Below are 24,230 nucleotides of genomic sequence, written 5' to 3' on the forward strand. Positions count from 1 at the left end.
CATGAATATTGCGTCCCTCCTCTCGCGTGCCGCGACGGTGACCCCCGGCAGGACCGCGGTGTTCGAGGGAACGACACCGGTCTGGAGCTATGGCGAATGGGCCTCGCTCGCCGCGCGGCTCGCCGCGGGCCTCTGCGGCAGGCATGGCCTGCGAGCCGGTGACCGCGTCGCGCTGGTCATGCGCAACTGTCCCGACTATCTGGCCCTGCTCTTCGCCTGCTGGCGGGCGGGGCTGATCTGCGTGCCGGTGAACGCGAAGCTCCATGCCCGGGAGGTGGCGCATATCCTCGACGATTCCGGCGCGGCGCTCGTCTTCGTCACGGCCGATCTCGCAGGCACGGTCTCCGAGGCGCTGGGTTTCATGCAGGGGCGGCAGCCGCCGGTCATCGCGGTCGGCGGCAAGGATCACCGCGCGCTGATGCAGTCGGATGAGGCGGCGGAGAGCGATGTCGCGGCGGGCGACCCGGCCTGGCTGTTCTACACCAGCGGCACGACCGGCCGGTCCAAGGGAGCGGTGCTGTCCCATCGCAACCTGCGCGCGATGACATTGGGCTATCTGGCGGAGGTCGACACGGTCTCACCGCGAGACTGCATCCTGCACCCGGCGCCATTGTCTCACGGATCCGGCCTCTATGCCCTGCCGCATGTCGCCGGCATGGCCGCCCAGGTGGTGCCGGAAAGCGGCCGCTTCGACCCCGTCGAGCTCGCGTCGCTCCTGCGCAGCCACACGGGCTGCGCCTTCTTCGCCGCGCCCACCATCGTGACCCGCCTGATGAATGCCGGCGTCGTCGACGACGCCGCGCGCGCCGGGCTCAAGACGATCATCTATGGCGGCGGGCCGATGTATGTCGAGGACAGCCGTCGCGCGCTCGACGTCTTCGGCCAGCGCCTCGTCCAGATCTATGGTCAGGGCGAGAGTCCGATGACGATCACCGTGCTGCCGCGCGGCCTCCACGCCGAGACCGGGGACGGCCTGCTCGACCATCGGCTCGGATCCGTCGGGTATCCGCAGGCCATCGTCGCCCTGCGCATCGCCGGCGCCGATGACGAGCGCTTGCCGGCCGGGCAGATCGGCGAGGTCCAGGTCCGCGGCGACAGCGTGATGAGCGGATACTGGAACAATCCCGAGGCCACGGCGGCGGCGCTGCGGGGTGGCTGGCTCCATACCGGGGATCTCGGCTCGCTCGACGAGCATGGTCTGCTCACCCTGAAGGACCGCTCCAAGGACGTGATCATCTCCGGCGGCGTGAACATCTATCCGCGCGAGGTCGAAGAGGTGCTGCTGCAGCACCCGGCCGTGTCGGAGGTCGCCGTCTTCGGGCGCAGGCATCCGGACTGGGGCGAGGAAGTCGTCGCGGCGGTCAGCCTGCATGCCGGCGCAACGGCCACGCCTCGCGAGCTGGATACCCTCTGCGAAGCCCATATCGCGCGCTTCAAGAAACCCAAGCAGTACCTGTTCCTCGATGCCCTGCCGAAGAATTCCTACGGCAAGATCCTGAAGACGGAGCTGCGCCGGCAGGCCGGCTGACATTCCCATCCCGAAGAGCGCGACCACAAAACCCGGAGGACAACGCATGAACAGGACTTTGACGGCGGCCTGTCTCGCCGCGACGGCGCTCGGCGCGCTGAGCGCGCCTTCCCTGGCGGAGACCCGCAAGCTGCGCGTGGCGGATTCCTTTCCCGCCGGCCACTACCTGGTGAAGCTGATCATCCAGCCCTGGATGGCGGAGGTGACGAAGCGCACCAATGGCGGCATCACCTTCGACTATTTCCCGAGCCAGCAGATCGGCAAGGCCGCCGACATGCTGAAGCTGACTCAATCCGGCGTGGTCGATATCGGCTATGTCGCGCCGGCCTACGTCTCCGACAAGATGGTGGCTTCCGAGGTCGCGATGCTGCCGGGCGGCTTCACCACGGCTTGCCAGGGCACGAAGGCCTATCTCGAAACCGCGCGCAACGGGCTCGTCGCGGCAGAGGATTATGCGCCCAACAAGATCAAGCTGCTCGTCGCGGTCGCGCTGCCGCCCTATCAGATCCTGACCGCGAAGGCGCCGGTGGCGTCCGATCAGGATCTGAAGGGGCTGAAGCTCAGGACCACCGGCGGCGCGCAGGACCTCACCTTGCGCAGCATCGGGGCGACGCCCGTCCGCATGGCCGCGCCCGACACCTACGAATCGCTCTCGCGGGGGACGCTGGACGGCGTGCTGTTCCCGCTCGACAGCGTGATCTCCTACAACATCGACAAGCTGGTGAAGCATTCGACCGAGGGCGAGAACTTCGGCAGCTTCATCGTCGCCTATTCGATCAGCGACGCCACCTGGAACAAGCTCACGCCCGAGACGCGCAAGGCCATGACCGAGGCTGCGGACGAGGTCAACAAGACCGCCTGCGCGGCAGTCGACCGGCAGGACGACGAGACCCGCCAGAAGCTGAAGACGTCCGGCGTCGTCTTCGCCCCGCTGCCGGCCGCGATGCATGCCAGCGTCGCGGGTAAGCTCAGCGAGGTCGGCAATGAATGGGCCAAGGGGCTGGACGGGCGCGGCAAGAAGGGCACCGACGTCCTGAAGGAGTTCCGGGCGCTTCTGACGAAGACGGATGGTTGATGCATGGCGGGCGGCGCGGGCCGGATGGCGCCGCGCCGGCTGCCTTCCCAAAAGGAATTCCGATGAAATCGATCCTGCGCGCGCTGTCCGCGATCGAGGACGCCCTTGGCTGGCTGTCGGCGGCTGCGATGTTCGCCATCATGCTCATCGTCGTCTGTGACGTGGTGCTGCGCTATTTCTTCCACAGCCCGTTGTCCTGGGCCTACGACCTGATCTCGCTTTATCTCGTCGCCGCCGTCTTCTTCCTCTCGTTGTCGGCCGCCTATACCGAGGGCGCGCATGTCAATGTCGACATCCTGCAGCAGACCTTCCCGCCGCGGGCGATCCGGCTGAGCGAGGTCGTCACGACGGCGATCGGCGCAGCCGTCTTTGCGCTGATCACCTATTTCGGCGCGTTGAGGACCCTCGACGCCTATGCCTCCAGCGACGTGCTGTCGGGTGCCATTCCCTGGCCGACATGGCCGTCGCTTGCGCTGGTGCCGCTCGGGTGCGGGCTGATGACGCTGCGGTTGCTGGTCCAGCTCGTCGCGCAACTGCTCAGTCTCGCCACCGGGCGCGACCTCGTCCCGGTCAGGATCGGTCACGGCGAGGGAGAACATTTCGAATGATCGTCGCCATCGGACTGGGCGTGCTGTTTTTCCTGCTCGCCATCGGAACGCCCGTCGGTTTCGCCATGATCGCCTCGGGCGTCATCGGCCTCTGGCTCGTCGGCGGCATGCCGATGCTCTCCGGCATCCTGGAGACGGCGCCGCTCTCCACCGTCGGAGCCTACGAGCTCATCACCATCCCGATGTTCCTGCTGATGGCCGAACTCGTGCTGCTCAGCGGCGTCGCCGACGACCTGTTCCGGGCGACGGCGGCCTGGATGGGCCGGGTGCGCGGCGGGCTCGCCATGGCGACGGCCCTGGCCGGTGCCGGCTTCGGCGCGATCTGCGGCACGAGCACCGCCTCGGCGGCGACGCTCTCGGCGACAAGCCTGCCGGCGATGCTCAGGCAGGGCTACGAGCCGGCGATGGCCGGCGGCGTCGTCGCGATTTCCGGCACGCTCGCCATGCTGATCCCGCCCAGCGTTGCGCTCGTGATCTTCGGCCTCCTGGCCGAGGTCAATATCGGCGCGCTTCTGATCGGTGGAATCATTCCCGGCCTCCTCGTCATGCTCACCATCATGGCGACGGTCTACGTCCTGGTGCTGCTCGATCCTTCCCGGGCGCCGCCGGCCAAGCCGGTGCCGTGGCGCGAAAAGATCGCCTGGCTCAAGGTCGTCGGTCCGATGGTCGTGCTCTTCGGCGCGGTGACGGGCGTGATCTACACGGGCATTGCCACGCCGACCGAGGCTTCGGCTCTCGGCGCGGCCGGCGCGCTCGCCATCGCGGCCTGGTACGGCAAGGTGACGGTGCCGGCGCTGGTGCGGGTCCTGCGCCGCTCCGCCAACGGCACCTGCATGATCGTGATGATCCTGCTCGGCGCGCAGATCTTCGGCTATTTCTTCACGCTCACCCAGGTCACGCAGACGCTCGTCGCCTGGGTCGGTGCGCTCGAGGTCTCGCGCTGGCTGATCATCGCCCTCATCCTCTGCGGCTACATCGTCCTCGGCATGTTCATGGACCAGATCGCGATCCTGGTGCTGACGGTGCCGATCGTGCTGCCGCTGATCAAGGTGCTGGGCTTCGACCCGCTCTGGTTCGGCATCATCAAGATCGTCACGGCCGAGGTCGGGATGATCACGCCCCCGATCGGGCTCAACTGCTTCGTCGTGGCCCGATATTCGGGGCGTCCGGTGCAGGAGATCTTCCGCGGCTCGCTGCCGCATTTCATCGCCCATATCATCATCATCGCAGTGCTCGTCGCCTGGCCCGAGATCATCCTCTGGCTGCCGCGCAAGATGCTCGGTGGCTGATGGTCCGGTCCCTGCCTCATTCCTCGAAGTTGGAAAGCAGATCGAGATGACGGAAGCCGTCCTCTATCACGCCGGCGATCAGGGCATCGTCACCCTGACGCTGAACCGGCCGGAGCTTCGCAACGCGATTTCGGACGAAGACATGGTCCTGGCGCTGCTCGCCGCGCTCGACCGGCTCCAGAACGACCGCAGCGCCCGGGTCGCGATCCTGACGGGCGCGGGCAGCGCCTTCTCCTCCGGCGGCAATCTGAAGAAGATGGGCAGCGGCGGCGGGCTCAACGACCCGCAGCCGGTCCGGACGCGGCTCAACTATCGCAACGGAATCCAGAAGCTGCCCCTGGCCTTCGAGGCGCTCGAGATCCCGGTCATCGCGGCCGTCAACGGGCCGGCCATCGGCGCGGGCTGCGATCTGACGTTGATGTGCGACCTCCGGATCGCCTCGGAGAAAGCGAGCTTCGCCGAGAATTTCGTCAAGATCGGCCTCATCCCCGGAGATGGCGGGACATGGCTCCTGCCGCGGGTCGTCGGCTTCTCCAAGGCCTCCGAGATGGCCCTGACGGGCGAGGCGGTCGCTGCTTCGGAGGCCAGGGCCATCGGGCTGGTCTCGGATGTCGTGCCGCATGGCGAATTGCTGGAGGCCGCGCATCGGCTCGCCCTGCGCATCGCCGTGAACCCGCCCTATGCGGTGCGAATGACCAAGCGGCTCCTGCGCGAAGCTTGGGCGTCGAAGCTCGGGCCAGTGCTCGAGATGGCGGCTAGCATGCAGGCGCTGGCGCACCATACCGCGGATCATCACGAGGCCGTTGCGGCTTTGCTCGAGAAACGGAGGCCGAAATTCGTAGGCGAATGAACGCCTCTCAGGAGCCTTGATCGCTGCGAGGCTTCCCCGAGCCGGCTTAGCTGGTAACCTGAGCAACCTAAAGAAAGCCCGTCTCCAAGGAGGCGGGCTTTTTGCCTTGGGCCTGAGCGCAACAGGTCCCGGCGCCCGGTTCGGCTGCATCGTTTCCGCCGGGGAATGCTGGCGAGATCTGGGCTTTTGCGAGGTTTTTGGGTCGAATCCGGCATATTTGCGTCGATTATGGGGCGTTTGCCGCTCGTTCCGGAACCGCGCTCCCGCGGCGGGGTTTGCCGGGTGGGTCTGGGTTATTCCAGAGGACGAAAGCCATGAAGAAATTAGCTTTGGCCGCGATGCTGACGGTTATTCCAGCCCTCGTCTTCGCTCAAAATCCGCAGGGTGCCCAGGGCGGAGCGGCGGGTGGTGCTGCGGCAGGGGCCGTGGGTGGCGCTATCGTCGGGGGCCCGGTCGGGGCGGTGGTCGGCGGCGTCGGTGGCGCGGTTGCCGGTGGCATCGTCGGCGACAACACGCCGCGCTTCCGGGAATATGTCGTCGAACAGCGCGTCCCCTCCTATTCCTATGAAGAGGAGCTGCGTGTCGGGACGGTGCTGCCCCAGCGCGGTGTGGTCTATCACCGCGTACCGGCGGAGTTCGGCGTCAGGAAGGAATATCGCTACACCGTCGTGAACGACCGGCCTGTCCTGGTCGAGCCGCGCACGCGGCGGGTGATCCAGGTCATCGAGTAGCGAACGTAAACGCGAAGCTCGCCATCCAGGTGGCGGGCTTCGCATTCTCTCTCGGCGGAGCGGCGAGCACGCAGATGCCCAAGCCCGTTTCGAAACATCGTGCCGTGCGGGCGATCGCCGTGATCGGGCTTCTCCTCATGGGCCCCGGCGGTGCGTGGGCCCTGACGACCGAGGAGATCAACCGCGCAGGCATGCCGATCTCGTCGCCCCTGCAGAAAGCCAGGCTTGGCGCGAGAGCCAAGCCCAGCGCCGCCATCGTCAAATCGCAGACCTTGCTGGCGCGCCAGGGCGTTTCCCCCGGCGAGATCGATGGCATGGACGGCGAGAACTATCGCAAGGCCGTCGCCCAGTTCAGGCGGCGGGAAAATCTCGGCCCGGGCGATGCCGTCGATGCCGCGACCTGGCGCGCGCTCGGTGGCGACGCAAGCCAGGACATCGTCGTCTCCTACACGGTGACGAAGGCCGATGCGCGCTATGTCTTTTCGACGCGGATTCCGCGTGACTACGCCCGGCAGGCCCGGATGCGGCGGCTTGGCTATGGCAGCGCTCCGGAAATGTTCGCCGAACGCTTCAGGATGGGAACTGGCTTGTTCCGCGCCCTCAATCCGCGGGGGCATTTTCGGTCGGCCGGCGCAACGCTCCAGGTCGTCGCTGCCGGTCGCGCCCGGCCGCGCGCCGAGATCCGATTGATCGAGGCCGACAAGCGGGCCGGCATGGTGACCGCCTATGGCGCGCAGGGCGAGATGATCGCCAGCTATCCGGCGACGATCGGCAGCGATGAAACCCCGTCGCCGGAGGGCGAATATCAGGTCGCGCGCGTCGTCAGGCAGCCCACCTACCACTACGACCCGGTCAAGAACTTCCAGCAAGGCCGCAACACGCGCAGGCTCGTGCTTCCGCGCGGCCCGAACAATCCGGTCGGCACGATCTGGATCGGGCTGTCGAAGCCGACATTCGGCATACATGGGACGCCCGAGCCCTCGCGGATCGGGAAAGCCTCCTCCCATGGCTGCGTGCGGCTGACGAATTGGGATGCGGAGGATCTCGCCGGGATGGCAAAGCCCGGCACCGTCGTCCGTTTCGTCGACTAGCGCCAGCCAGGCACTGGCTGCGAGAGCGCGGCGGGCGGCCAAACGTGATTTGCATTCGGCGCGAAACCGGCGCCTGCTATGGACGTAGTTGTCTCCATGCCGATGTTTGGAAATGACCGCTGCGGCGCATAGGGACGTCGCCTGGGCGGAGACAAGCCATGCATAGCGGGACAGGCACGCTTATCCTGCGCAACGGGCGCAGGCTTCCGCTTGTCTATAAATTCGGCAGCGACCATGGCGACACCCGCGCAGGCTACCTGTTCTGCGATACCTCCGACGTCGATCCCGCGATCCTCTGCGAGCGCATGCATGTCCTGTGCGACGACGGCACCGAGGTCGTCGTGGCCGTGACGCATTCGAGCGATCGCTATCTTGCCATCACCGGGCGAGTGGCGCCGAAGGCGGCGGCATAGCGCCGCGTGCGGCGGGGCTCCCCGGCCAGCCCCGCCCCGGCTTGTCCCGCCTCAGGCCCTCGCATGGCGCAGCCGGTCCACGGCGATCAAGGACGCACGGCTTTCGAGCTCGTTGGGGAAGGCCGGGTCGCGGCAGCCGTCGACGAAGGGCGACAGGGTCAGGATGTAGAGCAGGAAGAACTCGATCTGGCGATTGATGCCCAGCTTGAGCATGATGCGCTTGATATAGGTCCGCACCGTCGCCTCGGTCAGGTCGAGATGCCGCCCGATGCCTGCCGGCGGCTCGCCGCGCAGCAGGAGCTGCACGATCCTCTCCTCGGCCCAGGGCAGGCCGAAGGCGGCCGCGATCCGCTTGGCCCCGGCCACCGGGTCGAGCTGGGGGATGATGACGAGCAACCGGTCCATATGCTGCCGTTCGGCCGGCGCCGCGCCGATCCGGGCGAAGGCGAAGGCGCGATGGTCGGTCGAAAGCGGGACGAGCCTGTTTGCCCAGGCCCGCTCGGAGCGGGACGCGATCGTGTCGCGCAGCGCCTGCTGCATCAGGTTGTTGACGAAGGCGTTCGGGCCGACGAGAACGCCGTTGTCGAGGCGAAGCGGCGTCTTGGCCTGCAGCAATTGGCGCCCGGCCTCGTTCATTTCGATGACGCGCCATTTGTGGTCGATCGAGAAGGCCGGGAAGGCGAGTTCTTCCACGAGCCTGTCCGGGCTCAGATCGTCGGATCGCCGATGCATGAAGCTCTGCATCGTCGTCCAGATGATGTTCGCGGCGCGCGAGAAGCAGGCGATTTCCGTGGCGGAGAACGGTTTCACCCGCCAGCCTGCCAGGAAAACCAGGTCTTCCCTGTCGCCGGCCGGCAAGCGTCCTGCCAGCGCATGCTCGGGCTCTTCCTGCTTTCGGCCGAGCAGCTCGGCGGCAGGTGCGTCGGCGGGGTCGACGGCGAACAGATCGGCGGTCTGCCATTCCTCACGCTGCGCCAGCCGCGTGATCACGTCCGCGGAAGGCTGCGTGCTGCGGTCGAGGCCGATCCGCACGGCCTGGAGGGCGAAACCGGTTTCCCGCGACAGCGTGAAGACGAAGCATCGCCTGCATTCGAGCAAGCCCAGGATCGCCCTGCCGAACATTTCGAGCCGGTGCAGCGTGGCAGTCGCCGGCGCTTTCGGCTGCACCGGTATGATGGCATCGTCCCGCATCGTCGATCCCTCCGATCTGGCATTGAGCGCCAGCAGGCTGGGTTCAGTTCTCCCAGCAGGCTTGTTCAACTCTCCCTGAAGGCACGCTGGATGCGAACCGTGAGCGGTTGCAGCAGATATTCCGCGAAGGTTCGCTCGCCGGTCTCGATGAAGATCTCGACCGGCATTCCCGGCTGAAGCGAGACGAAATAGTGGCTGAGTTCCGGCGACGCATGGAGGTCGACCTCGGCCTTGTAGTAGGTCCGGCCGGTCTTCGGCTCGGTCAGCGCATCGGCCGTGACCATGCTGACCGAGCCGGTGAGCATCGGCGAACGCCTGGAATTGAAGGCGAGGATGCGCACCCGGGCAGGCTGCCCGATCCTTACATCATTGCGGTCGATCGGCCTGACCTCGCCTTCGACGACCAGCTTGTCCTGTGTCGGGACGATGTCGAGCAGGGTCTCGCGCGGCGGCAGCACCGCATTCACGCTGCGGGTGTTGAGGCCGACCACGACCCCGCTCTCGGGCGCTCTGATCTCGCTGCGCCGTACCATGTCGCGCGCCGCCGCGATGCGGTGCCTGAGGTCCGCGATCTGTTCGCGATTGCCATGCCTCTGCTTGGCGATCTCCTCGAGCCGGTTGAAGAGGAGCTGGCGGCGCTGATCCTCCAGTTCGGCGAGCTTGCCGCGCATCTGGGCGATGGATGCGGTGTTGGTCGCGCGCTGCGCCTCGGCGTCGGCCTGGGCGCGCCTGAGCGCGAGAACCCTGGGCTTGCGGGCAAGTCCCTTCTTCAGGAGGAAGTCGGAATCCTGGATCTCCTCCTCAAGATAATTGAGCTGCCGCGTCAGCCCGCTATTGCCGCTTTCGAGCCCGCGGATCGAGTCTCCGAGCTGCAGGGTCTGCTGGTCGATGAGGTTGTGCTGCCCTTGCAGCGAGGCGGCCCGGGCCGCGAACTCGGCGAGCTGGCTGGCCATCGGCGCCTGCGCCTCGGGGCGATCCTTGTTCGTCTCCAACTCGGCGGGGAACTGGACCGCAGCGGCTCCGGCCTGCTCCGCCTGGAGGCGGGCTTCGAGGGCGAGATTGGCGAAGAGGCTGGTTTCGAGGACGCCAAGGGCGGCTTCGCTTTGCGTGGTGTCCAGCCGCGCGAGAATCTGGCCGCGTTCGACCCGGTCCCCCTCGTGAACGAGTATCGTCTTCACGATCCCGCCTTCGAGATGCTGCACGGCGCGCCGCTGGGAGAGGACCTTCACGACGCCCGAGGCGATCACCGCGCCGGAAAGCGGCACGGTCCCGGCCCAGACGCCGAAGACGCCGAACAGCAGGACCATGCAGACGCATCCCCACATGACGAGGGGGCGCGGATCGATCCGCTGCTCCTCGGAGGCCGCCTCCCAGCGCGCGATCGCCGTGCGGAGCGGCTGGGTGAGCGCATTGGCCGCGACTTCCGTCGGCACCTGCGCCCGAGGTCTCAGCTCGACGCCTGGCATCACGCCCTCCCGTCGATGGTGGCGGGCCTGGCCGTGTCGGGGCCGGCAGGAGGCCGTGTCCGCATCGGCGTGGCGCCGGCCATGGTCTGCGGCAGCACCTCTCCCGGCGGGCCGAAGGCGACCGCGACGCCGTCCCGCAGGAACAGGATCAGGTCAGCGACGGTGAAGAGACGCGGCCGGTGCGTGACGATGACCAGCGTCGTCCCGCGTGCCTTGGCCTGCCGGATCGCGGCGCAGAGCGCTTCCTCGCCATCCGGGTCGAGATTGGAGTTGGGCTCGTCGAGCAGGATCAGCTTGCGCTTGCCGAAGAGCGCGCGCGCCAGGCCTATCCGCTGTTTCTGCCCGCCGGAAAGCCGGTTGCCGTCCCGGCCGATCTCGGTCTCGTAGCCGCCCGGCAATGCGAGGATCATCTCATGGGCGTTCGCCTGCTGGGCGGCCGCGACCACGTCCTCGTCGGTGGCGCCCTCGTCGAAACCCGCGATCGCTTCGGCGACGGTTCCGCCGAGCAGCTCGACATCCTGGGGCAGGTAGCCGACATGGCGGCCGAGCTGGTCCGGGTCCCAGTTGTCGAGCGAGGCGCCGTCGAGGCGGATCGCGCCTCCGGCCGGCTTGTCGAGCGCCGAGAGCAGCCGCAGCAGCGTTGATTTGCCCGCCCCGGTCGGCCCGATGACCACGACGACGCTCGCCGGCGGGCAGCGGAAGGAAACGCCGGAGAGGGCGGGGCGCTTGGCGTTCGGGTTGCGATAGGTGACGGCGCTCACCTCGAGCGCGCCGAGCGGCGGCGGCAGCAGCGTCCGGCGCTGGTCGAGGGCGGCTGCGGCGGCCGCGTCGCCGACCTGGGCCCAGGCCTCCCGGGCCGAGCTCAGCACGCGCAGGCTCGCCACGAGATGCTCGACCGGAGCGAGGGTGCGGCTGATGATGATCGAGCTCGCCATCATGCTGCCGACCAGGACCTCGTCGTTCAGGACGAGCCAGGCGCCGGCGCCCACGGCCGCGATCTGGAGCACGATCCGGATCATGCGCGCGATGGAGGCGATCAGCCCGATCCGGTCGTTCGCCCGGACGACGGGAGCCAGCGCCCGGTTGTTGAGCTGCACGAATTCGCGGATCGCCCCATGGGTCCAGCCCATGGCGCGGACGAGATTGCCGTGCCTGACGATGCCGTCCAGTGTGCGCTGGGCCCGGATCGCTGCGCCGGAGGCTTGCGCCCGTTCGGCACGGGCGACGCGCCCGCTGGCGATGGCCAGCAGCAGCAGCAGCAGGGCTCCGACGAGCGCGATCGTCCCGTACCAGGGGTGGATGAGGTAGAGCACGATGATGAAGAGCGGCAGGAAGGGCGCGTCGAGGAGGGTGCAGGCGGTGGAGCTCGCCAGGGTGTTCCTGAGCTCGCGCACACGGACCATGTCGTGGGTGCTGCCCTCGCCCCGCCGTGTAGGGTCGATGATCGAGGCCTTGAGCACCAGAGGGGCCAGGAACTGCTCCAGGCCGACGGCGAAGCAGCCGAGCAGGCGGTTGCGCAGCACTTCGAAGCAGGCGCTGAAGCCGATCGCGGCCACGGCGAGGACGGTCAGGCCGATGAGCGTCTCGACGCTGCCGCTGGTGATCACCCGGTCGAAGACCTGGATCGAGTAGAACGGCAGGACCAGCAGCAGCAGGTTGACGGCGATGCTGAAGACGACGACCCAGGCGAAGGCGCGGCCACCGGGGATCGCCATGAAGAGAGCCCGGCCGCCCGGCCTGCCGATCCCGGCAGCGCTTCTCCGACCGAACTCGGAAGTCGTACGGCTCGCGGACGCGTAGGCCATGGGCCCTCTGGGGATGCATGATTGTTTCGATGCCACCGATAGCCGAACGGCGCGCTCAAGCTATTGCCCGGCGGCCAGCTTCGGACCGGTTGGCTGGTTCACATCCCCAAAGGGCATAGAACGCGGAGGGGCCGCGGTGGCACGCATCGACGCGGTCGCAGCAGGCGGCTTCCGCCATCCGCTCTCCAGGAACTGCCGGCAGCCGAGGCCGGGGCGGCCACACCAGCAGCATTCATGCCTTGAAATATGTCCATGATGTCGCCTCCTCCGACTTCCTGCTCGCCCCTTTCCTGCGGCTCCGCTCATCGTCGACTGCTGCAGTAGCCGAATGCACCGTGTGTGGTTCTCCGCCCGCCCGGAAAGACCAGTACAGCCCTCCAAAGCTACGGAAGGTCACCTTGCTTCATAATCCCCATTTGGTGACAGAAATGCCGCTTTCGTTCCGGTGAACCCTATCATGCCTCAGAGACATATGACGGATCTGATGTATTGACTTTCGATGACCAGGGACAAATGCCTGAATTTGATAGAAAAAGACCGGGTATTTTAGCGCTGGCCTAAAATAGTTCTGCCCGACGATGGCGGTTTTGTCTCCAATTGGGGATTGCGCGGGCCTGCCGCCTCTCTCTAGCGTCCGGCACCTTCGCAGACAGTCCGATCCGTGACGATCGCTGCCGTTCCGCGCGACCCGGCGCGGAGGCCGTGGCGTGTCTGCGCGAAGGCCACAGCTAAGGAGTAATCGCTATGGCTATCATCAATGGTACTGCCGGCAACGATATTATTCCTCCTCCCGATACCAGTGGCGACGACACCATCAGCGGCCTGGCGGGTAACGACACCATCGACGCGGGCGCCGGTGCCGATACGGTCCATGGCGGGGCGGGCAACGACGTCATCCTCGGGGGCGCCGGGATCGACACGCTGAACGGCAATGCGGGCGACGACACGATCAATGGCGGAGATGATAACGACGTCATCAACGGCAATGCCGGCAACGACATATTGTCCGGTGATGCCGGCAACGACACGATCAGCGGCGGCGCCGGGGACGACCTGCTCAACGGCGGCGATGGCGACGACACGCTGAACGGCGGCGCCGGTACCGACACGCTGAACGGCGGGAACGGCATCGATGTCCTGAACGGTGGGGCCGGCGACGATACGCTGAACGGTGGCGCCGGCGACGACACGCTGAATGGCGGCGTCGGGAATGACGCGCTCAATGGCGGCGACGGCAACGACACGATGACGGGCGGGCTCGGCGCGGACACCATGAACGGCGACGCCGGTGACGATACCCTGAGCGGCGGCGGCGGTGACGACACGCTCGATGGCGGCGCGGGCGTCGATACGCTCAGCGGCGGCAACGGCAACGACACGGTGAATGGCGGCGATGGCGCCGACACGCTGAACGGCGATAACGGCGATGATACGCTCGATGGCGGCGCGGGCGCCGACACGATGAACGGCGGCGACGGCGCCGATACGATGACCGGCGGCGACGGAGCCGACACGGTGAATGGCGATGCCGGCGACGACACCCTCGAGGGTGGCAACGGCGCCGACACGGTCAATGGCGGTGACGGTGCCGATACGATCGCCGGCGGTGCAGCGGGTGATCTGCTGAATGGCGGCGCCGGTGACGACGAGATCCACGGTGATGCCGGCGCCGACGAGATCCATGGCGGTGACGGGGCCGACGAGGTCGATGGCGGCAATGGCGCCGACAATCTTTACGGCGAGGCCGGCGACGATGTGCTGACCGGTGGCGACGGCACCGATACGTTCCACTTCGGCGACGGCGCCGACAACCCCTTCGGCGACGACGAGGTCACCGATCTCGATACCGGCGAGGAGGACGTCATCGTCGTCGACGTTGTCGATCCGGCGACGGTTACCGTGACCGTGGACGACAGCGGCGGCAGCGTCGTTCTCGATTTCGGCTTCGGCACGGTTCAGATCGACGGCGTGAGCGGCGGTGGCACCTTCGATTCGATCGAAGACATCAACGATGCGCTGGGATACGAGGCGATCACCCTCGTGTGAGACCAGGCGCGACATCGCGATGGGTTGGCGGGGAAATCCCCGCCAACCGCTGGCCGAAGCGCGGGCAGTCCGGCAGGGCCTGACTCGCGTCCCGGGCGAGCGCCCGCCTGTCCGGGCGCGTCCCGCATTATTTCGGCGATCTGCGCGTCACCTGCCCGATGACGAGGGCGAAGGTTCCGAAGACGATCAGCTGGCCGGCGACGAGGACGAAGGGCCATGTCAGGCTGCCGGTCCTGCTCGCGATCATGGCGAATGCCAACGGTCCGCAGATCGAGCCGACGAAGCCGAACAGGCTGGCACCGGAGGTGACGTCGCCGATCAGCGCTGTCGGTGAAGCCCTGGCGAGTTCGGCCATGTGAACGCCGTTCCACCCCATCGACGTCGCCCCGACCAGCGCCATGCAGCCATAGATCGTCCAGGGGCTCGCCGTCGCCGACCATACGAACAGCAGGATGGCGGCGCCCGCACCCAGCGCCAGGACGGACAGGAGCACGAGGCCCGAGCCCAGCCGGTCCGCCACCCAGCCGAAGAAGATGCGCGCGGCCGTGCTCGCCGCGAGCAGCACCGACATGTAGAGCCCGGCCTGGGTCAGGCTCTCGCCGAGCTGGGTGACCATGTAGGTCGCAGTGAAGGCCGTGATGCAGGCTTGCGTGATCGAGAACGATACGCCCATCGCGGTGAGCATCGGCAGGGCCGGGTGGGCGTTGAGAACCCGGGCCGATCGCGTCAGCGAGGAAGGCGACAGGAACAGGCGAGGCCAGCCCCTGTTCGGCGGCCCTTTCTCCGCATCGAGCCGCGGCTGGAAGGCCTGGGCCAGCAAGGTGCAGAGCAGCACGATGGCGACGACGATCGAAACGGCGCCGACGAAGCCGAATGCCAGGACGAGCGGGGCGACGGCAACGCCGGCGATGGCCCCGCCGAGAGGCACGCCCGCCTGCTTGATGGAGAAGACCAGGGTGCGATGCCCGGTGGGTGCCGTGCGCATCAGGACCTGGCTGCCGGCAGGCGTATTGGGCGCCAGGCCGAGGCCGACGAGGAGCGCGCCGGCGAGGCCGAGCGAAACGAGCGGCTGCGACAGCAGCGCCAGGCCGGCGGCAACGCAGATCAGGCCGAACTGCAGCGTGCGGATGGGGCCGTGGTGGTCGAGCATCGGGCCGCCACAAGCCAGGAACCAGCAGATCCCGGCCGAGATGACGGCCGAGACATAGCCGATGTTCTCGGGCGCCAGCCCCCATCGCAGCATCAGGATCGGGCCCAGCAGCGGGATCGCCGCGGCGGCGAACGAGCTGACGACTTGCACGAGCAGAGTCGCGCTCAGGGCGCTCACCCATAGTGGCAGCTTCAAACCAGGTCCCCCGGCCTCGTCGACGCGAGATCGCTTCCCCTGCCGCCCGAGCGGGCGCGGGCAGAGGTCATCACGTTTGACCGGTCTTCCGGCAATGCGGCAGGGCGGTCGAGGCCTGTCATTGGCCAGACGGGCCTGCGTCAGGTGCATGCGCCTGCAGATGACGCGCCGCCTGTTGGCTTCCGCTGCGGGCGCGTCTCCGGGTCGGCGAGATCGCGCTCGCCTGCGGCTTCGACGATGTCTCGTACCTCAATCCGGCGTTCCGCCGGCGGTTCGGGGCGCTGCCGACGCAATTCCGCGGCCGAGGCGGTCGCGCGCCGGGCGAGGTGCCTCAGCGCGTGCAGACGAAGATGCGGTCGAGCCCCTGTCGATCGAGCGCGTGCTCCTCCGTGAGACGATGGCGTTCGCCGTCTTCCGGCGAAAACCTGATCTCGCTGACCTGAAAGCCAACGGCGGCGAGCTTGTCGGGGAAGTCGCGGCCGTAGAGCCGGACATGGTCCCAGCCGCAGATCCGCTCGACCTCCGCCGCGGGCATGCCTGCCGGCGGCTCCCAGGTTTCGGGCCTGGAATGATCGAGCGGCACCGAGAAGAAGGCGGTGCCGCCGGGCTTCAGGACGCGAAAGCACTCGCGCATTCCCTGGGTGTCGTCGGGGACGTGCTCCAGGACATGATGGCAGATCAGATGGTCGAAATGGCCATCCTCGAACCGGATGTCGGTGATGTCGACCACGGCGTTGGCGACCTTGCTGATCTTGATGTCGCCGGCGACATAGCCGGGATTGTGCCGCCAGAGCCTGAAGAATGGCCGCTCGGCCGAGAAGTGCAGCAGGTTCTTCCCGGCCATGTCGATGCCGTTGCCGCGGAGATAGAGCCCCATGATCCTGTCGCGCTCCTTGGAGGAGCAGTTCGGGCAGCGCGCTTCCGGGCGGGGGCCGACATCGAGGAAGCGGCCTTCATACCCGCAGATCGTGCACAGGCGCGCCAGGCGCGCCTTCAGGAATTGCCGCGGCTTGCGGATGGCGGCGCGCAGATATTCCTGCACGAAGACGCTGATGTTCATGTCGGGCGTTCCAGCCGGTTCGGCCGCCCGGGGCCGCGGCTCGCGGCTTCGCGCGGATCGTCTCGGCTCTTGCGGGAGGATCGATCGGGCGTAATCCGGTCTCTTCTTGGAGATGCTGTGCGCAATCGCATCCCCCATCAGGGTGACGTAGGGGGAATTCGCTGCTGGCGATTGACGAATTCGCGGCCTTATCCCATGCCCATGACGGTGGGGCAGGGGCGTTCACAAATGCTGGATGCGAATGAGTTCGGAGACGCGGTGGCCATGCTCTATGAAGCGGCCGTCGTGCCCGAGATATGGCCTCGGGCGATCGGCCGGCTGGCCGAAATCGCCGGCTGCACGGGGGGGCTTCTCTTCGCCCATTCCGGCCAGGGCACCAACTGGGTGGCCAGCAAGGAGTTCGCGCCGGTCTTCCAGCGTTTCATGGAACAGGGCTGGATGAACCGGAATGCCCGCATGGCGGGTCTGCTGGCGCATGGCGGCACCGGCTTCGTCACCGACCACGACCTTTTCACGGACGAGGAGATGGAGCGGACCGCTCTCTACACCGATTTCCTGCGCCCGGAGGGCTATGGTTGGGGAACGGCGACGCATGTCCGCTCGTCCTCCGGCGACAACATCGTCTTTACGCTGGAGCGCAAATTCGAGCTGGGGCCGGTGTCGCGTCGCGAGACCCTGCTTCTCGACGGGATCCGCCCGCATCTGGCCCGGGCGGCCGTGCTCGCTTCCAAACTCCAGTTGCAGCGCGCGCAGGCGAGCCTCGCATCATTCGAGAAGGCCGGGTCACCGGCGGCGCTCGTGGGCAGCGGCGGCGCCGTTTCGACGATAAATCCCAGCTTCGAGGCCCTGCTCGGGCAGGTGATCATCCGGGCGCGCGGCAGCGTCGCTCTCGACGACGAGCGGGCGAACGCGCTGCTGCAGAAGGCCTTGGCGGACCTTGCGCGCGATCGCCTCGGGGGCACCTGCTCGATCCCCGTGCCGCGCAAGGACGACAGCCCCGCCTTCATCATCCATGTGTTGCCGATCCGCAGGCAGGCGCTGGACATCTTCTCGCGAGCGCAGGCCATGCTGGTCGTTACGACCTCGGAACGCAGCCTGCAGATCGAGACCTCGCTCCTCTGCGAACTCTACGACCTGACCCGGGCCGAGGCGGCGGTCGCGAACGGGTTGCTCGGAGGGCTGTCCGTCGACGAGCTCTCGGCGTCGCGCGGTGTCACCCGCGAAACCACCCGCAGCCAGATCAAGAGGGTGCTGGCGAAGACCGGATGCAGGTCGAAGGCCGATTTCCTGAGGCGGCTGGCTCCGCTGGCGCATTTTCCGACCGGCGTGTTTCCGGGGCGGGGCTGATCCTTCGACGGGCATCATCTCGCGCCTCGGGTCGGCGCCGCCTTGGCCTCATTCCGACATCTGCCGGGTCGAGCGCTCGTAGAGCGCGGCTCCCGACTGCGCGTCGACCCCCTCCAGGCTGACCTCATAGCCCCAGAGGGTCTGGATATGGCGCAGTGTCGCGTCGCAATTGTCGTTTTCCAGCGCGACCCCGTCGGTGACCTTGTGCTGCAGGCGCAGATGCCTCTGGCCGAGCAGGTCCACATCGACGATCTGGATATCCGAATAATTCGTGCCGATGTCGTAGCTCTGCGCCAGAGCGGCGCGGATCTTCTCGTAACCGCGTTCGTTGTGGATCGATGCGACGTTGTAGAACGATTCTTCGGCGGTGTCCGAAAGCAGGAACATCCGCCATTTCCGGATCAGGGCCGGGCTGAGATACTGGCGGATGAAGGACTCGTCGCGGTGATTGGCCCAGGCGTCGAGCAGCGTCGCGCGCCAGTCGCCCGTCCCTGCGAATTCCGGAAACCAGTCGCGATCCTCCGCGGTGGGCGCGGTCGCGATGCGCTGGATGTCCTGCATCATGTCGAGACCGAGCGCATAGGGGTTGATGCCGGAAAAGCGCGGATCGTCGAACGCCGGCTGGAAGACGACATTCGAGTGGTTGCGCAGGACCTCGAGCATGGTGCCTTCGCTGATCCGGCCCCGGTCGAAGAGCGCATGCATGATCGTGTAGTGCACGAAGGTCGCGCAGCCTTCGTTCATGACCTTCGTCTGCCGTTGCGGGTAGAAATATTGGGCGATGACCCGAACGATCCTGAGGATTTCGCGCTGCCACGGCTCAAGGATCAGGCTGTTTTTCTCCAGGAAGTAGAGGATGTTCTCCTCGGGCAGGTTGAGCGCCTTCTTTCGTATGGCAATACTGTCGTGCGTCTCGTCGGATTTGCCGTCGCTCGCCGTGCGCGGCAGCGTGCGCCACAGATCGTTATAGCTGCGCTCTTCGTATTCCAGCCGCTCGCGAAGGCCCTCGCGCTGCTTCTCCGACGACAGTTTCGGAGGGCGGCGATAGCGGAACACGCCTTGCTCCATCAGGGCATGGGCAGCGTCGAGGATCGACTCCACCGCTGCATCGCCATGTCGTTCCTCGCAACGGGCGATGAAGCTCTTGGCGAAGTCCAGATAGCCCAGGATCGCGCCGGCATCGGTCCATTGCTGGAAGAGGTAGTTGTTTTTGAAGAAGTGGTTATGGCCGAACGCTGCATGTGCCGTGACCAGGGCCTGCAGGGCCATGGTGTTCTCCTCCATCAGGTAGACGATGCAGGGGTTGGAATTGATCACGAGCTCATAGGCGAGGCCTCGGCCGGCCTTGCGGTAGAGGAGCTGCTGGTAGAGGAAATGCTTGCCGAAGGACCAGTGGCGATACATCAGCGGCATGCCGATGGACGAATAGGCGTCGAGCATCTGCTCCGACGAGATGATTTCCATCTGCACCGGATAGACATCGAGGTGCAGCTGCTCCTTCGCGATGGTCTCGATGGCGTCGCAGGTCCGCGACAGCGTCTGGAAGTTCCAGTCCGAACCGGAAAACAGCAAGTCGGATCGGGGCGCATGCTTCGGCATCGCCGCTCCTTTCAGTCGCGCGGCACCGTTGGCTGCTTGGTGAAGAGCTGGCGAAAGACGGGGTAGATGTCCGCCGCCTTGGCGATGCGGCTCATGTCGAAATTGGGCCACCTGTCCTTGACGGTCCGGTAGGCCCGCCAGAGCGAGGTGCCGTTGTCGGTGGAGCCGAAGATCTCGCTCTCGCGCTCGTCGATGATCTCGACATAGGCGAAGTACTGGCACAGGCGCATGATCTCGCTATCCATCAGGGCGAGGCAATGTTCCGAATCGGTGGCGAGATTGTCGCCGTCGGAAGCCTGTGCGGCGTAGATGTTCCATTCCCGGCTGGGATAGCGCTCCCTGATGATGCGATGCATCTCCTCCAGCGCGGTGGAAACGACGGTGCCTCCGCTCTGGGTGCTGTAGAAAAAGCTGTCCTCGTCCACCTCCTGCGCCTGGTGAGTGTGGCGAATGAAGACGATGTCCGTCCGGTTGTAGCGCCGCTTCAGGAACAGGTGCAGCAGGACGAAGAAGCGCTTGGCCAGGTCCTTCTCCCGCTCGCCCATCGAGCCGGAGACGTCCATCAGGCAGAACATCACGGCGTTCGCGTTCGGCAGGGGCTGCGGATCGAAGCGGTTGAAGCGGATGTCGACCGGGTCCACGAACGCGATCACCCTGCGGCGGCGCTCAAGCCGATCCAGCTCGGTGCGCAGCCAGGCGATGCGCTGGCGGACCGCGCCGTCGGCCCCGTCGGGTTTGAGCCCGGCCAGTTCCGCAATGATCGCCTCGACTTCCTCGCGTTTGGGACGCCTGAGGGCGATGCGGCGGCCATGACTGTTCCGCATCGTCCGGGCGATGTTGATGTTGGTCGGCGAGCCGCTCACGGAGAAGCCGGCCCGCCGCGGCTTGACCGCGAGGATCTCCTTGAGGTTGAGCTTGACCATGTCGGGCAGCTCGAGATCCTCGAAGAACAGGTCGAGCACCTCTTCTCGCGAGAGCACGAAGCGAAAATCGTCCTCCGATGGCTGAAGCCCCGGCGACGATCCCGATCCGCCGCCCTGGTTCGGTTTGGCCAGCTTGTCGCCTGGAGTGAAATGCTTGTTCCCGGGCAGGACATATTGTCGGTGCCCGCTGTCCTTGGCGTCCCGGAAGCTCGGCTCGCTCGTTCCCTTGATGGGCATCGAGACGGAATGCTCGCCGTCCGCATCGGCGATCTTCCCGGACCGGATCTGATCCTGGACGCTCCGTTTCAGCTCCGTGCGCACGCGGCGCAGGAAGCGCTGGCGATTGCCCAGGCTCTTGTCTTTCGGGTTCAACCGGCGATCGATGAAGATTGGCATGGCGATCCCCCGGTGCCGACTTCAGCCCGCCTTGTTCACGCGCATGTACCAATCCACCAGGCGCCGGACCTGGCGCTCGGTGTAGCCGCGCCCGACCATGCGCTGCACGAAGCCCTGGTGCCGCTTCTCGGTCACGCTGTCCTGCTTCGAGCCGAAGCTGATCACGGGCAGCAGGTCCTCGACCTGGCCGAACATCCGCTTCTCGATGACCTCGCGGAGTTTCTCGTAGCTGGTCCAGGACGGGTTGCGGCCGTTGTTCCGGGCCCGGGCGCGCAGGGTGAACTTCACGACCTCGTTGCGGAAGTCCTTGGGGTTGGCGATGCCCGCCGGCTTCTCGATCTGCGACAGCTCATTGTCCAGGACCTGCCGGTTGAGGATCTGGCCGGTGTCGGGATCCTTGTAGTCCTGGTCCTCGACCCAGGCGTCGGCATAGGCGATGTAGCGGTCGAACAGGTTCTGGCCGTATTCGCCATAGGATTCCAGATAGGCTTTCTGGATCTCGTGGCCGATGAACTCGGCGTAACGCGTCGCGATCTCCGACTTGATGAAGTCGAGATAGGCCGCTTCGGTTTCCTTCGGGAACTGCTCGCGCTTGATCGCACCTTCGAGGATGTACATCAGGTGCACCGGGTCGGCGGCGAGCTCCTCGGTGTCGTAGTTGAACGTCTGCGAGAGGATCTTGAAGGCGAAGCGCGTGCTGACCCCCGTCATGCCCTCGTCGACCCCGGCGGCGTCGCGGTATTCCTGAAGGGCCTTCGCCTTGGGTTCCAGCTCCTTGAGGTTCTCGCCGTCATAGACCCGCATCTTGGTGTAGAGCGGCGAATTCTCGAACTCGGCCAGCCGGGTCGAGACCGAGAAGCGGCTGAGGATGTCGAGAACCTCCGGCGCGCAGGGGCTGTCGGCCAGCTCGCTCTCGCGCAGCAGCTTCTCGTAGATCTGCCGCTCTTCGGTGATGCGCAGGCAATAGGGCACCTTGACCACCAGGATACGGTCGAGGAACGCCTCGTTGTTCTTGTTGCCCTTGAACTGCAGCCACTCGGACTCGTTGGAATGTGCGAGCACGATGCCCTGGTAGGGGAAACCTCCGAAGTTCTCGGTGCCGTTGTAGCTGCCTTCCTGGGTCGCGGTCAGCAGCGGATGCAGCACCTTGATCGGTGCCTTGAACATCTCGACGAATTCGAGCAGGCCCTGCGTCGTCCGGTTCAGCCCGCCGCTGTAGGAGTAGGCGTCCGGATCCGACTGGCTGAAATGCTCGAGCTGGCGGATATCCACCTTGCCGACGAGCGTCGACACGTCCTGGTTGTTCTCGTCGCCGGGCTCGGTCTTGGCGATGCCGATCTGGCGCTGCCGCGACGGGTTCAGCTTGACGACGCTGAACTTCGAGATGTCTCCGGAGACCTCGTCGAGCCGCTTCGCCGCCCAGGGCGAGATCTGGCCGGTGAGCCGCCGTCGCGCGATGCCGTACTTCTCCTCGAAGAGGTCGCCCATGCGGTCCGGATGGAACAGGCCCAATGGCGATTCGAAAACCGGGCTGATCCTGTCGCCGATCTTGAGCGTGTAGAACGGGCGCTCCTCCATGAGCTTCTTGAGCCGTTCCGCCAGGGAAGACTTGCCGCCGCCGACCGGGCCGAGCAAGTAGAGAATCTGCTTGCGTTCTTCCAACCCTTGCGACGCATAGCGAAAATAACCGGCAATTCTCTCGATCGTGTCCTCCATGCCGAAGAAATCGGCGAAGGACGGATAGATCTTGACCGTTCTGTTCGCGAAGATCCTGCCGAGGCGTTCGTCCTGGCTGGTGTCGAGTAATTTCGGCTTGCCGATCGCATCGACCATCCGTTCGGCCGCCGATGCGTACATCGACTTGTCTTCACGGCAAGCCAGCAGATATTCCTGCAGGCTCATCTCCTCCTGCGAGTAACTCCGGTAGTCCTCAGAGAACAAGCGAAAGATTTCGCTGTCTTTCTCCATCATGGCAGCCATCCCGCTTTAGTCGGTCTTCCCGACGACAGCACCAAGCATTCAACCGATGACGGTTCCTCAAGTTCCTAGTTCGGCGGGGGATTTGCCACCTGTCAGGGTCCTGGATCTGCCCATGAGCAAAGGGCACTTCAGGAGACCCTTGATTCGGCGCAACCGCCCGCAGGAATGATTCTGCCAGATATGGTATGTTTTGTAACCGGGGCATCGGGTCGCCCGGCAGGTCGCGATCGTCGTTTCGCCCCGAAAACCGCCGCCGGATCGGCCCGGCAGCGGCAGGGTCACTTATTGGAGATCGGCGAAAGCCCGCTCCAGGCGCTGGACGGCCTCGGCCACGACGCTGCGCTGGGTGGCGAGGTTGAACCGCAGGAAGCTCTCGCCGCCCGCGCCGAAGCTCGGGCCATGATTGACCGCGATGCGGGCCTCCTTCTCCACGCGCGCGGTGAATTCGCCGGGCTCCATCCCCGTTCCGGAGAAGTCCACCCAGGCGAGATAGGTCGATTCGAGCGGCATCGAGCGCACCCCGGGGATCGCGTTGAGGCTGGCGTCGAAGAGCTTGCGGTTGCCGTCGAGATAGGTCGCAAGCGCATCGACCCAGGCTGCGCCGTCGGGGCTGTAGGTGGCGGTGACCATCGCCATGCCGAAGGAATTGGGCGAGATGCCGAGCGCGTCCATGCGCTTGCGGAAGCGCAGGCGCAGCCCTTCATCGGCGATGATCACGTTTCCGATATGGGCGCCGGCGATGTTGAAGGTCTTGGTCGCCGCGGTCATCATCACCAGGCGATCCGCGATCTCCGGCGCGGCGATCGGCATGACGCTGTGCTTCTGGCCGGGCATGACGAGGTCGTGATGGATCTCGTCGGAGACCAGGATGAGGTCGTGGCGCTGGCAGAAGGCGGCGATCTCGCGCAGCTCGGCCGGCGTCCAGACACGCCCGCCCGGATTATGCGGCGAGCACAGGATCAGCATCCGCTCCCGGCCGGTCATCAGCGCGTCCCATCCGGCGATGTCGAGCACGTAGCGGCCGTCCTCGCGCGCCAGCGGGCATTCAACCACCCGACGGCCGGCGGAGCGGACGACCCGCGCGAAGGCGTGGTAGACCGGCGTCATCAGGACGACGCCGTCGCCCGGCGCAGTGAAGGCGTCGACGCAGAGCGCGGTGCCGTTGACGAGGCCATGGGTCGTGAAGATCGAGGCCGGCGCGACCTCCCAGCCATGCCGGTTCAGCATCCACCAGCGGATCGCCTCGACATAGGCGCGGTCGTCCCCGAAATAACCGTAGATGCCATGGGCGGTCATGCCCTCCAGCGCCGCCTGGATGCAGGCCGGCGGACGGAAATCCATGTCGGCCACCCACATGGCGATGCCGCCATCGGCCGGCACGCCATAGATCGGCTCCATCATGTCCCATTTGGCCGAATGGGTCCCGCGGCGTTCGATCAGCTCGTCGAAATTCGGAGGCGCGTACATAAAAATTCTACCGATCTGCT

19 protein-coding genes and 1 pseudogene are annotated in these 24,230 nt (G+C 66.2%); 11 read left to right on the forward strand and 9 right to left on the reverse strand.

Going from position 1 to position 24,230, the window contains the following annotated elements:
* The first annotated feature begins 1 nt into the window (after window position 1).
* The 8 genes from B5Y19_RS21705 (at window position 2) to B5Y19_RS21740 (ending at window position 7,585) form a co-directional block, all read left to right on the forward strand.
* Window positions 2–1,528 (forward strand): AMP-binding protein, encoded by a 1,527-nt coding sequence (locus B5Y19_RS21705; RefSeq protein ID WP_055728541.1) that lies wholly within the window; start codon window positions 2–4, stop codon window positions 1,526–1,528.
* Between the two features lie 46 nt (window positions 1,529–1,574).
* Entirely contained in the window at window positions 1,575–2,603 is a 1,029-nt protein-coding gene (locus B5Y19_RS21710) for a TRAP transporter substrate-binding protein (protein ID WP_055728540.1), read from the forward strand.
* Window positions 2,604–2,665: 62 nt separating this feature from the next.
* Window positions 2,666–3,211, forward strand: coding sequence for a TRAP transporter small permease (locus B5Y19_RS21715; RefSeq protein ID WP_055728539.1), 546 nt, complete (start codon window positions 2,666–2,668; stop codon window positions 3,209–3,211).
* Complete coding sequence (locus tag B5Y19_RS21720) at window positions 3,208–4,500, forward strand: TRAP transporter large permease (RefSeq protein WP_055728538.1); 1,293 nt, start codon at window positions 3,208–3,210, stop codon at window positions 4,498–4,500. Before B5Y19_RS21715 ends, B5Y19_RS21720 begins: the two co-directional genes overlap by 4 nt.
* Before the next feature lie 46 nt (window positions 4,501–4,546).
* Window positions 4,547–5,350, forward strand: a complete 804-nt coding sequence (locus B5Y19_RS21725) for a crotonase/enoyl-CoA hydratase family protein (RefSeq protein WP_055728537.1) — start codon at window positions 4,547–4,549, stop codon at window positions 5,348–5,350.
* A 314-nt stretch (window positions 5,351–5,664) separates the two neighbouring features.
* Window positions 5,665–6,081, forward strand: coding sequence for a DUF1236 domain-containing protein (locus tag B5Y19_RS21730; protein WP_055728536.1), 417 nt, complete (start codon window positions 5,665–5,667; stop codon window positions 6,079–6,081).
* 74 nt (window positions 6,082–6,155) lie between these two features.
* On the forward strand, window positions 6,156–7,172 hold the full coding sequence (locus B5Y19_RS21735) for a L,D-transpeptidase family protein (protein ID WP_055728595.1): 1,017 nt from the start codon (window positions 6,156–6,158) through the stop codon (window positions 7,170–7,172).
* A 158-nt stretch (window positions 7,173–7,330) separates the two neighbouring features.
* Complete coding sequence (locus B5Y19_RS21740) at window positions 7,331–7,585, forward strand: hypothetical protein (RefSeq protein ID WP_055728535.1); 255 nt, start codon at window positions 7,331–7,333, stop codon at window positions 7,583–7,585.
* Window positions 7,586–7,636: 51 nt separating this feature from the next.
* Here the strand turns inward: B5Y19_RS21740 and B5Y19_RS21745 are convergent, their stop codons facing one another.
* The 3 genes from B5Y19_RS21745 to B5Y19_RS21755 form a co-directional block, all read right to left on the reverse strand.
* Window positions 7,637–8,776 (reverse strand): helix-turn-helix transcriptional regulator, encoded by a 1,140-nt coding sequence (locus B5Y19_RS21745; RefSeq protein WP_055728534.1) that lies wholly within the window; start codon window positions 8,774–8,776, stop codon window positions 7,637–7,639.
* Between the two features lie 65 nt (window positions 8,777–8,841).
* Window positions 8,842–10,242 carry an HlyD family type I secretion periplasmic adaptor subunit gene (locus B5Y19_RS21750; protein ID WP_055728533.1) on the reverse strand — a complete coding sequence of 467 codons (1,401 nt, stop codon included), beginning with the start codon at window positions 10,240–10,242 and terminating at the stop codon, window positions 8,842–8,844.
* On the reverse strand, window positions 10,242–11,957 hold the full coding sequence (locus tag B5Y19_RS21755) for a type I secretion system permease/ATPase (protein WP_079592081.1): 1,716 nt from the start codon (window positions 11,955–11,957) through the stop codon (window positions 10,242–10,244). Before B5Y19_RS21755 ends, B5Y19_RS21750 begins: the two co-directional genes overlap by 1 nt.
* Before the next feature lie 834 nt (window positions 11,958–12,791).
* Between B5Y19_RS21755 and B5Y19_RS26645 the strand changes: the two genes are divergently transcribed.
* On the forward strand, window positions 12,792–14,093 hold the full coding sequence (locus B5Y19_RS26645; protein WP_055728532.1) for a calcium-binding protein: 1,302 nt from the start codon (window positions 12,792–12,794) through the stop codon (window positions 14,091–14,093).
* A gap of 127 nt (window positions 14,094–14,220) precedes the next feature.
* Here B5Y19_RS26645 and B5Y19_RS21765 read toward each other — a convergent pair whose 3' ends face one another.
* Window positions 14,221–15,420 carry an MFS transporter gene (locus B5Y19_RS21765; RefSeq protein ID WP_055728531.1) on the reverse strand — a complete coding sequence of 400 codons (1,200 nt, stop codon included), beginning with the start codon at window positions 15,418–15,420 and terminating at the stop codon, window positions 14,221–14,223.
* 200 nt (window positions 15,421–15,620) lie between these two features.
* Here B5Y19_RS21765 and B5Y19_RS21770 point away from each other — a divergent pair.
* A pseudogene (locus tag B5Y19_RS21770) lies at window positions 15,621–15,881 on the forward strand (helix-turn-helix domain-containing protein); the annotation flags it as partial.
* Here B5Y19_RS21770 and B5Y19_RS21775 read toward each other — a convergent pair.
* Window positions 15,770–16,498, reverse strand: a complete 729-nt coding sequence (locus B5Y19_RS21775) for a class I SAM-dependent methyltransferase (RefSeq protein ID WP_176168690.1) — start codon at window positions 16,496–16,498, stop codon at window positions 15,770–15,772. The pseudogene B5Y19_RS21770 and the gene B5Y19_RS21775 sit on opposite strands and share 112 nt — an antisense overlap.
* Window positions 16,499–16,567: 69 nt before the next feature.
* On the opposite strand from B5Y19_RS21775, the gene B5Y19_RS21780 reads away from it, so the two are divergent.
* Window positions 16,568–17,845 carry a helix-turn-helix transcriptional regulator gene (locus B5Y19_RS21780; protein WP_176168691.1) on the forward strand — a complete coding sequence of 426 codons (1,278 nt, stop codon included), beginning with the start codon at window positions 16,568–16,570 and terminating at the stop codon, window positions 17,843–17,845.
* Between the two features lie 48 nt (window positions 17,846–17,893).
* Here B5Y19_RS21780 and B5Y19_RS21785 read toward each other — a convergent pair whose 3' ends face one another.
* The 4 genes from B5Y19_RS21785 to B5Y19_RS21800 form a co-directional block, all read right to left on the reverse strand.
* Window positions 17,894–19,444, reverse strand: a complete 1,551-nt coding sequence (locus B5Y19_RS21785; protein WP_055728528.1) for a SpoVR family protein — start codon at window positions 19,442–19,444, stop codon at window positions 17,894–17,896.
* Window positions 19,445–19,455: 11 nt separating this feature from the next.
* Window positions 19,456–20,763 carry a YeaH/YhbH family protein gene (locus B5Y19_RS21790; RefSeq protein ID WP_055728527.1) on the reverse strand — a complete coding sequence of 436 codons (1,308 nt, stop codon included), beginning with the start codon at window positions 20,761–20,763 and terminating at the stop codon, window positions 19,456–19,458.
* Window positions 20,764–20,784: 21 nt separating this feature from the next.
* Window positions 20,785–22,734, reverse strand: coding sequence for a PrkA family serine protein kinase (locus B5Y19_RS21795; RefSeq protein ID WP_055728594.1), 1,950 nt, complete (start codon window positions 22,732–22,734; stop codon window positions 20,785–20,787).
* A 291-nt stretch (window positions 22,735–23,025) separates the two neighbouring features.
* The gene (locus B5Y19_RS21800) at window positions 23,026–24,210 is read right to left on the reverse strand and encodes a MalY/PatB family protein (RefSeq protein WP_055728526.1); all 1,185 of its coding nucleotides are present in this window, start codon (window positions 24,208–24,210) and stop codon (window positions 23,026–23,028) included.
* Window positions 24,211–24,230 lie beyond the last annotated feature (20 nt).

It is taken from the genome of Allobosea thiooxidans, from assembly GCF_900168195.1.
Taxonomy (GTDB): domain Bacteria; phylum Pseudomonadota; class Alphaproteobacteria; order Rhizobiales; family Beijerinckiaceae; genus Allobosea; species Allobosea thiooxidans.